This window comes from Nitrosococcus watsonii C-113 (assembly GCF_000143085.1).
Taxonomy (GTDB): Bacteria; Pseudomonadota; Gammaproteobacteria; order Nitrosococcales; family Nitrosococcaceae; genus Nitrosococcus; species Nitrosococcus watsonii.
Genome location: NC_014315.1, coordinates 2,068,829 through 2,080,828, shown reverse-complemented (window position 1 = coordinate 2,080,828; position 12,000 = coordinate 2,068,829). Strand labels below are relative to the sequence as shown.

At 49.7% G+C, this 12,000-nt stretch carries 9 protein-coding genes and 1 tRNA gene; 8 read left to right on the top strand and 2 right to left on the bottom strand.

Features of this window, described 5'->3' with window-relative positions:
* Positions 1 to 18: 18 nt before the first annotated feature.
* The 8 genes from NWAT_RS09255 to NWAT_RS09220 all read left to right on the top strand — a co-directional run bounded on the left by NWAT_RS09255 (position 19) and on the right by NWAT_RS09220 (position 10,072).
* Positions 19 to 237 (top strand): hypothetical protein, encoded by a 219-nt coding sequence (locus tag NWAT_RS09255; protein ID WP_013220831.1) that lies wholly within the window; start codon positions 19 to 21, stop codon positions 235 to 237.
* Positions 238 to 955: 718 nt separating this feature from the next.
* Positions 956 to 1,138: a hypothetical protein gene (locus tag NWAT_RS09250; protein WP_041350649.1), complete on the top strand. Its 183-nt coding sequence runs from the start codon at positions 956 to 958 to the stop codon at positions 1,136 to 1,138.
* A 125-nt stretch (positions 1,139 to 1,263) separates the two neighbouring features.
* Positions 1,264 to 3,366 carry an anti-phage ZorAB system protein ZorA gene (gene zorA, locus NWAT_RS09245; RefSeq protein WP_013220829.1) on the top strand — a complete coding sequence of 701 codons (2,103 nt, stop codon included), beginning with the start codon at positions 1,264 to 1,266 and terminating at the stop codon, positions 3,364 to 3,366.
* The gene (locus tag NWAT_RS09240) at positions 3,366 to 4,118 is read left to right on the top strand and encodes an OmpA/MotB family protein (protein WP_013220828.1); all 753 of its coding nucleotides are present in this window, start codon (positions 3,366 to 3,368) and stop codon (positions 4,116 to 4,118) included. The genes zorA and NWAT_RS09240 overlap by 1 nt, the downstream gene beginning before the upstream one ends.
* On the top strand, positions 4,115 to 5,548 hold the full coding sequence (locus NWAT_RS09235) for an EH signature domain-containing protein (RefSeq protein ID WP_013220827.1): 1,434 nt from the start codon (positions 4,115 to 4,117) through the stop codon (positions 5,546 to 5,548). Before NWAT_RS09240 ends, NWAT_RS09235 begins: the two co-directional genes overlap by 4 nt.
* A 2-nt stretch (positions 5,549 to 5,550) precedes the next feature.
* Complete coding sequence (locus NWAT_RS09230; protein ID WP_013220826.1) at positions 5,551 to 8,988, top strand: SNF2-related protein; 3,438 nt, start codon at positions 5,551 to 5,553, stop codon at positions 8,986 to 8,988.
* Positions 8,989 to 9,301: 313 nt separating this feature from the next.
* Positions 9,302 to 9,739, top strand: coding sequence for a DUF29 domain-containing protein (locus NWAT_RS09225; protein ID WP_013220825.1), 438 nt, complete (start codon positions 9,302 to 9,304; stop codon positions 9,737 to 9,739).
* Positions 9,740 to 9,832: 93 nt separating this feature from the next.
* On the top strand, positions 9,833 to 10,072 hold the full coding sequence (locus NWAT_RS09220) for a DUF1902 domain-containing protein (RefSeq protein WP_013220824.1): 240 nt from the start codon (positions 9,833 to 9,835) through the stop codon (positions 10,070 to 10,072).
* A 169-nt stretch (positions 10,073 to 10,241) separates the two neighbouring features.
* Here NWAT_RS09220 and NWAT_RS09215 read toward each other — a convergent pair.
* Both NWAT_RS09215 and iscB read right to left on the bottom strand, forming a co-directional pair.
* Positions 10,242 to 10,317: transfer RNA gene (locus tag NWAT_RS09215), tRNA-Asn, on the bottom strand.
* 193 nt (positions 10,318 to 10,510) lie between these two features.
* Entirely contained in the window at positions 10,511 to 11,791 is a 1,281-nt protein-coding gene (iscB, locus tag NWAT_RS09210; RefSeq protein WP_013220823.1) for an RNA-guided endonuclease IscB, read from the bottom strand.
* Between the last annotated feature and the right edge of the window lie 209 nt (positions 11,792 to 12,000).

The following is a 12,000-nucleotide window of genomic DNA, read 5'->3' as shown; positions in this document are numbered from 1 at the left end:
CTTTTGAGGTGAAGCATAATGATTACTGTCAATGAAAGATCTTTTGAATTAGTGCGTGAAGCCAGGGAAGAAGCGTTTAGAAAAGAGATTCCTGAGCAAACAATGAATATCTTTTTTATATTTTATCTGGCTAATTACGCGGCAAAGTTAGAAAAAACACTAAGCCGCTCTATTGGAGAAAAAACTGGCGAGATGATAGAAAGAAGTAGAGAGATGTCTTTGAACTCTCCGGATTAACGTTTCTTTGGTCGCTTCTCGTTCTGCTTTCTTAGGAAAAACTTATTGGGATTCTGCAAAGGGAGTTACGTAAGTCTTTAATTCATGAGTACCCTATTATAGAAGTATCCATGCGCTACTATCAGGTGGCCGGGCGGTTTTCGAGGCAATCTGAGAGCGCGGCGATACTGTCTGACCTTGCATTCTTCCACTGAGGGGGACAGAGGCAGACTGCTTATGCTAGCTTCTCGAAACCCATGTCCGGATGAGTAGTCTAGTCTGTAGCACAATCCCTTTGAGATGAAGGAAGGCATATTCGACAAGATGGCCTAGCTTATAGAGCTCTTAATCCCATGGCCTTTGAACAATGCGGTTTTTCCTTGGTGGGATTAGCATTTCCATACCCTGATTTTTTGCTTATTCAATGATGGCATCGCTATAGAGCGCATCAAGTCCTTCAATCGGGCGGCTAGCCTGCGTGCAATCCGCTTTTGTACTTTGCGTAATTTAAAGACTCTGTGCGGCATATCATGCCATCAGCAGCCAGAGTATTTGGGTATTAAGCTCTCTTTTGTAGGGCTTATACTCTGATAGCCGCTTATGACCCCTGCCGCATGAGGATAGACTTTACAATAGCTGGCCTCGAGCATCAGCCATTCATAGTCCGGTTCGCCAGTCAAAACTTAGCAATCTCTCCCAGACACCTTTAATCGCGCTAACGGATGAACCAGCAGTGCGTGTGGCTTCTGTCACCGTGATCCGGTGGCAGCTCACGCCACAGGGTGCGCCAGTGCGCATGATCCAGAATACGGCGTTAATGAACTGGCAGGCTAAAGGCTACACCCATGCAATGGACGCATTCATCGATAAAACGCTACTCAGCGTTGCTTGGTTCTGCGTGCATATCCAAAATGATATCTAACTACCCGTGTTATTGCCCGGAGCCTCATCAAGTTTGCGACCTACCTACCGATAGATTCGCTGTCATTGTGCTGAATAATAAGTGTGTCTGATTTAACCCCTACTGCACACCCTTGAGATAAAAGTATGAATCCAGAAGAAGAAAAGTTCAATTGGGCGGGACTCTTACCGGACTTTAGAACGCTAGGTTATCCTGATACCCCGGAGAAACTGAGCGCGCTATTCGTGGCAGTTCTGTTCGCGGTAGTATTTTTATTTCTCTGCTTTTCAGGGTACAGGCTATTCAAAGCGTGGTACCGAACCAGCCGCATTAGCAAGTTTCTGAAGAACGAAACGTCAAAGTCCGTCCTAATGAATAGGCAGGATTTGAGGGAGAAAGCCAGCAGGGTAAATGATGAAGTTGAGCATCTATGGAAGGAGTTTGATGAAACTCTCGTCGAGACGAGAGTAGGAGATGACGTTCATCTCCACAGCATTTACGAAGCCAGTCATTTCTTCAACGGCTCGACATTGGCGCGGGGTATCACCGAGAGCCGCATGCTTGCAGCCGTTCCAGGGTTTTTGACGGCGCTCGGCGTTATTGGAACGTTTATGGGACTTCAATTGGGGCTGTCGGAACTAAATATCGGCAACGAAGCAGCCGTAAAAGATATGAAGGCGGGCTTAGCTCACGTAATTAGTGGAGCAAAGATTGCCTTCTTGACCTCGGTTTGGGGGGTGATGCTAAGTGTCTTTTTCAATTTTGTAGAAAAATTGCTCGAGTGCTGGGCTCTATCAGGTATTCATCGGCTTCAAGTCCGTATTGATCAATTATTTCCTCGCTTCAGCGCTGAAGTTCAGCTTCAGAAGATTGCGGATGATGGCTCTCAGGCGCGAGAGTCGTTGCAGGGAATGGCGGAGCGGATCGGCGACAAAATGCAGGAATCGTTGCTTGAGGCGACTTCGGGGATACAACAAGGGCTAGAAGCAAGCCTTGAGAAGATCATGGCTCCGGCTATCAATAAGCTGGTCAACGAAACCACCGATGGAAGCCAGAAGGCGCTGGAGAAACTCGTCGAAGGATTCTTGGACAGGTTTGGCGAGCAGGGAGAGATACAGCGACAAGCGATGGATACCGCGTCAAAAGGGGTGGAGGATGCGTTGGCCGCCATGAACCAGACGTTAGAAGGGTTTATTCGAGGACTCGATCAGAACCAAGTGGCCGCGGCAGATCGCGAGCAGCGGCTTATTAAACATATTTCTGATCAAGTAGACGAACTGGTTGAAAAGAATACTGAGCATGGACAGCGGCTTGCTACTGCCGCTGAGCAGCAGATCGGGAAAATCGCCGAAACCCTGCAGCATTCCCAGCAAGCGCAGGAAGAGAGGGAGATACGGCTCGGGGAGAAGCTCAGCGAAGTTGCTGCCGGTATGGACCAAACCATAGCGCAGTTGATTAAGCATATTTCTGAGCGCGTAGATGAACTGGTCGAAAAGAATGCTGAGCATGGACAGCGGCTTGCTACTGCCGCTGAGCAGCAGATCGGGAAAATCGCCGAAACCCTGCAGCATTCCCAGCAAGCGCAGGAAGAGAGGGAAATACAGCTCGGGAAGAAGTTCAGCAGGGTTGTTGCGGATATGGACCAGACCATAGCGCAGTACACGACTGCCTCCAACGCTTTAATGGAGCAGGGTAAACAGCTTCAACAGCAGGTGGCAGCTAGTCAGTCGAACTTCGAGAGGGTGGCCCACGGTATTAACGCGGGGGCAGCCGAATTGCGCTCGGCGGCGAGTCAGCTCAAGGATTACGGTGAAGGGGTTAAACAGTCGTCTATACAACTTAGTGGCGCGCTCAACGAGGCGGCTAGGTCAACAGCGAAACTGGCGGACGAGAACAAGAAGTCTTCAGTTACCGTCGGCCAGGTACATCAGGAGATGTCGCACAGTATTGAAAAATTACAAGCGGTGGCCGCGCAACTGGAATCTGTTGTCCAGGCGGCTGATTCGACATTTAAGTATATGGAAGTGCACCAGAAGAGCTATTTGGATTCACTGAAACGGAATGTGCAGGAATTGTCGGAACAGGGCGCTAAACTGTTGAGCGATTACGCCGGGCAAGCTAATGCGCAAACAAAAGAACATCTGAATATATGGGCGGGGCATACGACTAATTATGCAGAACAGATGAATGGCGCGGCGAGAGCATTGTCGTCCGTAGTTGATGAAATCGAAGATAAGTTGAGTCACTAATGCATGCGCTTATTCGACCAAAACCAAGAAGAGTGGACGAGGAGAATCCTTACTGGATTTCTTTCTCGGATTTAATGTCGGCGTTGCTGGTGATCTTCATTCTAGCTGCGGTGGCGCTGATCATTGAGTTAACTCAAACACAGAAAAAAATTGAACAAGACATTGACCAGCTCAAGAATGCGGAGCAGGCAAGGAGGGATATCCTCCACGAAATACGAGATGAGTTGGCGAAGCGAAATATCAAAATCTTAATTGCTGACAACGACACCGTGTTGCGCATTCCAGAGAGTACATTGGCGTTTGCTTCTAATAGCTATGCGTTGCCTGCTGACGAAAAGGTACGTTCATCCGTGGTAGCTATCGGCCAAGTCTTGCATGCGGCGATTAACCGATCTTTCAAGCCTGGTGTCTCTGAAAAGAGGCGGTTTGACTACCTAGATACGGTGTTTATTGAAGGCCATACTGATAGTAGACCTACGAAGCGTATTAAAGGGAACTGGGGACTTTCGACGTTCAGGGCTATTTCGCTCTGGGAGTACTGGGACGATGTGCTCGATGTTTCTCCAGTGCTCACGGATATGTCAAATGCTTTTGGCGATAAGCTATTTTCGGTGAGTGGCTATGCCGCTACCAGAAGAGTGAATGAGGCAGAAATAACCCGTGAGGACAGGAGAGAGAATCGAAGGATCGATATTCGCTTTACCGTTAAGCGGCCCCGTATTTCTGAACTGGAGGATATCGTCGAGCAATGAGATTACCTCTTAACAAGCTCCATTTCAGTTTATCTGACGAGTCTCTTTTGTCATACAAGGAGCGTATCGACGCCGCGGCGCAGGAGATTAAGCAGCTAGCACGTGGGTCGGGAACAGGAAGCGCTGCGTTTAAGCAAGCGTATGAACGTGTGCTGAAAGCGTTAAGCGAAGATCGAGACTTGAACGAGGTTTTGCGGACGCCGACTGATTTGCGGGCTTTTGCAGTGTCTTTTAATACAGGGTGGGTGTCCAAAATCAGGTTAACAGAGCCCGTGCTACAAAAAATCAACCAAATCCGTCAAAAGCCTACGGCTTTATTGGTCGATGCCATTTATGCTCACTATTTGACTGATTACGACGCCCTTCCAGACAGGGTAGCTGTAGAAAGCTGGTTGCGTGTTGCTAAGGGAAGAAGGGGAAGACTGAGCGAAGAGGTTTCAGCGATTCTAGGTGGTAATGGCCCAAAGTGGTTGGCGGAAGATGCCCGCCGGCAAGGCGTGGACTTTGATGAGCAGGTGGGGCGCGTTGGGCTTGATCGTTTTCGCTCGGGTCGATTTATGACGGTTGCGAAGAATATTTATTATCTGGACGTACTGCGCAAGCTTGAGCCCAATCAGGATCACCCGTTGCTGGATGAGATGCAAAAGCGGCCAGTTTATAACTCCCGGTACGACGAGCGGCATCTTTTGGGTCATCAAATACTTGGCATATTGATTGAGAAGGCTCCTGTCAATGCTGTGGGGGAGGCTTGGTTGAATGCAGTCCTGGCGATTGGGGGAGATCCGAGGGTGCCTACTTGCCACCCCAATCACCAGAAGTGGTGGTCTCAACTCGATCCTCAACTGAAAAATAAGGTACAAGGTTGGCTCTCGAAACTGGATCTTCGACTTTTCCTGGAGAGCTTGGAAGATTTCTCATGTCAGCCAGGCAAGGAAGACCTAAAGCGAATGTATCCCGCGCGTAAGCGCTTCATAGAGGGCTTGTTGAATGAACAACTGGTAACGGGTACGCGTTTGTATTTGTCGCCAAGCGCCGAATCGTATTTGAAAAAGGCGTATAGGGCAGAGCATCTACCCCATTATTCCGTTGTTACGGATCATGGAGGTAGGTCTTTAATCCATATTCAATTAGGGGGCATTCATTTGATTGAAGGCAGCCACAATTGTCAGCTATGGATCTATGAGACTCTCGATTCCTCCGCCATCGTGTTCGATTACTCTAAAAACCGAGTTACCTACCATTCCTTGACCCAAGGACTTAGTCTCATAATGCGGAAAAAGGGTTTGCCCCCCAAGGCCAATATTTCTCATTGCACTGGTTGGCAACATAAGGCGATTGTTGCTCTGAAAGAGATGGAGGTTCCGATTGAGGCGAAAGACGTTCTTACGCCAGAAGATTATCGCCAATACAAGCGGTTGTATGGAGCGTAGAGATGTCCCTGAAGGAATGGATCACGGGCCTTGTTGGCGCCAAGGCGACGGGTTGCGCTTGGAATTACGATTCCGAGGGCATTAATTTTATCTTCACTGAAAAACAAGAAGCGCAAATTCATGGTGGTGGCGCAAGCGATCTGCTGATACATCAATATATTGCCCTAAGCATGCTAGTCGAACAGGGGCGGGCAGAAGAGTTGCCTAACGGTGTGCTCGTCCCTTCGGACGTTGTGGTACAACTAGATGAAAATACCCGCCTACTGTTGGGGCTGCCCGACCGATGGAAGGGCGTCCTCAATGCAAACATCAAGGGTAAGACGGGCAGCGCATCTTTTCAGGTAGAGCTGGCCGCTGCGGATGCGGGGGGCGGATTTACGCATGGCTTTGCAGTAGAGGGGCCAGTCATTCGCTTTTCGGCGGAAAAACGTTATGTGCTGTCTCCTGCTCATTTGCTCATATTTGAGGCATATGAGAAGCATGCACATTCCGCGAAGATGGAGTATGACGACTTACGTCTCGTTCTCTCGTTGCAAAAGGCTCAAGAGCTAGGCGCTTCGATCTCTCTGGGCCATTTTGGAAAGCTTAATATTCGCGCGCCAGCATCAATTACGGTTGCAGCCGAGCTAGACGAGCACGGCCGCCTCGTGCTTACGCCACGGATGGGTCAGGCGGCGAGTCATGAACGTATTCAACGTGTTCTTGGGCAATTGAGGGCAGAACACGCGACTTCTCTCCGCGTAGACGGCGAAATTATTCTTTTCGATGAAGAAAAATTAGCGGCCGTTCGGGAAATTCTTCGGAATCGCGTGATACCGAAGGATAAAGTGAGCGCTTTTCTCAAAAACCCAACTGCATTTATCAATGCCAGCTTCGTAGACTTAGACCTTGGTTTTTCGGCTAGAGTGAAGGGAGCGACGAAATTCAGGCATGCGTATTTTGGTGAGACCGATGAATCTGGCATCGATTGGTTCGGTAAAAAATTCTCTCCTACGGAGGTATTTGCGCCGGCAAAGTTAGTGGATGTCATATCAGATGGAGATCAATTAGACGACGTTCGGCAGAAGCTAGCGAATGTCGCGGAAACAGGCGCTCAGGAGATGGAATTTGGGGGCCGGATCTTCGATGTTTCTAACCCAAAGCTGGTCAATTCCATCTTGGAGAAGCTTGAACGTAAACTGATTGAAGAAAAAAGGGAAAATGTTTCGGCTGTTGAAGCCGATAGCGCCAGCAAGAAAGAGCAAGCGGAACCCACCGTGGTCGATATTGGGCTCAACGATGTAGATTTAGAAACGCCTTCAGCTTCACTTAATAGAGCGATTAATGACGTCCTCATCGCCGAGTCTGCGCTCGACTGGGGCACTTTCAAGCGATTGCCGTTTCCTCACCAGGTATTGGGTACGCGCTGGATCTTGGGGTTGGCATTAGATCGCGACGGACGCGGTGGAGGTCTTCTTGCGGATGACATGGGACTAGGAAAAACATTCATGTCCCTTGCAGCTATGGAGCATCTATACAAATCGTATCGAGACCGAAAGCTTACCGAGAAGCCCTGCCTTGTCGTTGCACCCTTGAGCCTGTTGCAGAACTGGAAAGATGAGGTCGGTCAAACTTTTAAGGAGTCGCCTTTCAACGATATCGTTATCCTGCAGTCGGATGGGCGGCTTTCCGAGTTCCGAGCAGGAGGCGTCGAGACGAAAAACCAGAATATTACTGAGGATGAAACCGCTCCTATCCGGTATTCGCTGAAGATCGGTAGCGGTTTTGCGCAGGAGCGACTTGACCTACCGAAGCGCTTGGTGATTACCACCTACCAAATGCTGCGAGACTATCAATTCTCTCTTTGCTCAATTGACTGGGGGATAGCGGTATTCGATGAAGCTCAGAACATAAAAAATCCAAATGCCCTGCAAACACGGGCAGCAAAGGGAGTCAAAGCAGATTTCAGGCTGATTGCCACGGGAACGCCGGTTGAAAACAGCCTTACAGATTTTTGGTGCCTAATGGATACAGCCTGTCCTGGGCTCTTGGATAGCTATCAAGCGTTTCGTAGTGCTTACATCACGCCGATACTGCGTGCGGCTGGAGATGAAATTGAACATGTTAGGGGCATTGTTGGCCGGCGGCTCCGAGAACATGTTGGACCTTGGATGTTGCGCCGTGTGAAAGAGGATAATCTGGAAGGTCTGCCGGATAAGTCCGTTTTCGTGGGTATGAAGGATGATGTTTGGGCGTATTGCCCAGCGCTGCATTCCACCCTGGAAGGGGGTCAGTTTGAATCCTATAACACAATTCTTATGCGTGCCTCCAGTTCAGATAGCAATGCCGCATTGGCTGCGTTGCAGAAGCTCAGAGATGTTTCTTTGCATCCACGACTCGTATTTGGCGGGGGGCTAGACACGCCGCGCCCATTAGCAGATTTGGTAAATTTGACAGACGAATCCGGGAAAATTCGTAGTTTACTGCCTATTTTGGATCAAATTCGGGATCGGGGCGAAAAATGCATCATTTTTGTAATCAATAAGAAGCTCCAAGCATTTCTCGCATTGACCTTAGCAAAGATATATTTGCTGCCCCCTGTTTCAGTCATAAATGGTGATGCGAAAGCGGTGGCAAAGAGGGCAGCAAGCCCCACTCGACAAAGCATGATAAGAGCTTTTGAGGAGAGGGACGGATTTAATGTTATCATCATGTCGCCGATAGCCGCGGGCGTTGGACTTACCGTGGTCGGCGCCAATAACGTTATTCATCTGGAACGCCATTGGAACCCAGCGAAAGAGGCTCAGGCAACCGACCGTGTTTACCGCATCGGACAGAAGCGGAAGGTAAATGTGTTTATTCCTTTGATTCACCATCCTGAATACCAGTCTTTTGATGTCAATTTGCATCAACTTCTGTCGAGAAAAGGGCAGTTGAAAGACGCAGTAGTTACTCCCGTGCAGGTAATGCCTTCACCGGAAGGTTTACCTCAGGAGAGCAGGTCTTCAAGTCAGCGCATTTCGTTCGATGAGTTGAGAAATTTGAGTTGGCAACAATTTGAGGCGCTGTGCGCAGAATTGCTGTACAAAGAATATCAAGCGGATAACTGTTGGTTGACACACAGTGGCGCGGATTTTGGTGCTGATGTTGTTTTGACGAAAGATGGAATTGGGTTATTGATTCAGTGCAAGCATACGAGCGGTAGTGCTTATGATGGTTATAAGGCTATTCTTGAAGTTCACTCTGCCACAGTCAAATACGAAGCGGAACTCGGTAAGCGGATCGATTCTTGGATACTTGCTACGAATGCCGTGTGTTTAGGATCAGCAACTCAAAAGGCCGCAAAACAGTACTCGGTTGAAATTTTAGATGGAAAGACGCTCTCCCGTCTGCTAGGCAGACACGCGGTGACATACGCAGATGTGCTTAATCGGCTCGAAAAAAAGCGTCTTCGTGTGTAAATTAGAAGTCACAGCAGATGCATTGGATGTGCTTGGGCGCTCACAGTAAAGATTTCTTAAGAAATATTATAGCAAAGGTAATAGATGTTATTTGCCCATAGTTTAATCCCTTTAAATCTAGCAATTACCGCTCTTAGTCCTTTCGAATATCTTTAGATAACTGTTTTTGTTCCCGCGCAAACTCGCTAGGGAAACCACTAACTCTTTGAGCCTAAAATTTGAGTTACTCACCTAGGCCGGATAAATTAGAGCAAGCCTAGCCATCACCCCGCCACGGGTTCGCCTTGGTGGTGTTTCCACGGGAGCAAAGACGATGATCGACCCTAATAAAGACTTTTACGGTTGGACCCAGGAGACCGCCGAGAAACTACGCCAAGGCCGGTTTAGCGAAGTGAATCTGGCGCACTTGATTGAGGAAATAGAGGATATGGGCAAAAGCGAGCGCCGGGCGCTTGAGAGCCGTTTAACCGTGCTACTAACGCACTTGCTTAAGTGGGAGCATCAACCAAATTACAGAAACCGGAGTTGGCAGCTCACCATCAAGGGGCAACGGGTAAGTATTAGGCGGTTAATTCGCGGCAACCTCAGTTTGAAGGCGCAACGCTTGGCGATATTAGCGGAGTCTTACGAGAGCGCTGCTATCGACGCGGCACGGGAGACCGGATTAGAAGAAAATATCTTCCCCGCCACCTTCGAGCAGACTGGCTGGACGTGGGAGCAGGTGTTGGATATGGCGTTTTTGCCGGAGTAGTTTCCCGATTGTTTCATAGGGGTTAGCCCGAGTAAGTCTAGTGATGGTTTGAGGATGAGCTATATATATACTCATGGATGGAGGAGGTTCATTATGCCTAACAAGGTTGAGTTTCATATAGAGGCATTATGGGATGAGCAGGCCCACGTATGGGTTGCCACGAGCGAGGATGTGCCGGGGTTGGCAACCGAGGCGGATACACAAGAGGCTTTAATGGAAAAGCTTAATATGATGGTGCCGGAATTGCTGGTGTTGAATGGTGTTCGCATTGGCAAAAAAACTCAAATTGAGGTTTTAAGCAAGAGAAAGGCGCTTTTGCCCATAGCTCCTTAATGGGAAGTTTCACTAGAGAGAGTTAAAAGCCTTATTAAAGGAACATGGATGCCGCTTCCATCGTCAAGGCATACCGTTAACGCGGTATTTGGGTACCCTTGGGGGGCTTCTGGCGCTTACGTTCAAACTAAAAAGGCTCACGCCGAATAGACGCAAGCCTTTGAATTATTGGCTCCCCGGGACGGGCTCGAACCGCCGACCTAGTGATTAACAGTCACCCGCTCTACCAACTGAGCTACCGGGGAAGAATAGCTATATCCTAATAATCCTGGCCGCTTTCGTCAACTTATCAATTTATTCCAATCGCCGCTTATCCTTGAAAGAGCACAGGGATGTGCAACGATCCCCCAGCGAGCGTGACTGCCTGTGCGGTGCATGCAGACAGGGCGCGCCGAGCGCGAGGGTCAACATAAAGTTCTGTCGTCGCCGTGATGGCGCTTAAACAGTCAAAAGTCCGTAATCATAACCATCTCCTCTTTGAATGAGTTGGAAATTCTTCCAGTTGGCCGAAATCTTACCGGCCTTGGCCTTGATATCGAAAGTTCCTCTGGCCCGGATACCTGCGAGCATTCCTATATGGATACCCGCATACTTCCCTTTGGGCTGAATGAGTTTTGCTAAGTCACCCGTCTGAAAACCCTTCACCCGTTTACACCGCCCGGCCTTGCCACGGGGGAAGCCGTGTTTATCCGTCCTCACCACTTGCCGGGCACCGCGCCCCATGGCTTTGATGTGCAGCGCCCGAACGTCCTCGGTGATAGTGACCTTCGCGCCGTTCTCACCCACGCACACGGCATCTATCCAGTGGTCTTTGGGGTAACCTTGGGAAAGGCGGTTTTTCTTGGTTCTGCCTCCGCTCCAGAAGGAGGTGGGTAAGCTTAGCGATTGAATAGCGCGACCTATAGCGTAACGCGTCGCATTGACGGCGGCGTCTCTCAGGGGTAGCTTGGCCTTGGCTTGTATCTTGGGGTAACCAAACTCAGCCGCCGTTTGGTGGTTCTTTCTTTGGTTGCAGGGCGTACAGGCGAGGGTTAAATTAGAAACCCGATGGCTGCCGCCGCGGCACCTCGGGGTAATGTGCTCCACTTCCAGCGGGATATCTTGCTTGTTGCAATAAGCGCATTTCCTACCCCACTTCTCCAGCAGATATTCACGCACTTCATATCCCAGCAATTCCCCTTGTTGGTATTCAACGCCGCTAATCTCAGGGTTTTGGATTTTCTGTATATCAAAGCGCACGGTCTCAATATGGCATTCGCTGATGGGCGCTCTATCCAGTAAACGGTTCAGCCACGTCGAGACATTCTCAACCCGTGAGCGTAGCGAAGGTGGCAGCCAGCCTTTGGGCTTGGTTCTGTTCAAGAACCGGGGCGCACGGTAGCGGGTATTTCGGTAGCGTCTTCCACGGCGTAAAGCGCGTCGTCTCTCTAGCCTGTCGCGGATAGCCTGCCCTCGGTGCGTTAGATTACCTGCCCACAGCACCACCCGGCCTTGCGCCTGGAACTTACCCACCAAGGCGAGCCCCGTGGTTTTGCTGCCGGGGTCCACCTTAAATTCAATGGGCTGTGGGCTGGCTTCAACCCGGTATTTCAACATGAGGGTAAAAGGCTGCATCCGATAGACCGCTGCCTTCCTATCCCGTAGTAGCCGCCTGGCCCGAGAGGGACGGCACGGCATGAGCGGGGTTTTATTAGCGTCTAAAACAAATACACTATTCACTTTCGTGACTCCTAAAAGTTAAGGTTCCCTCGCCCATGTTTGAAGGGTCGTTCAGTCTCGGCATTCGCTCGTGTGTCGCACCAAAGTTCATTGCCTTTGACCTCAGAGCCTGGGGCTGGGAGATGCACCCCAGGGTGAGTCGCTTTCGCTTCAACTGCTAACGTAGCCCCGAAGGGCTCAGGCTGGTTGAGCCAACCAACTAGCTCGAC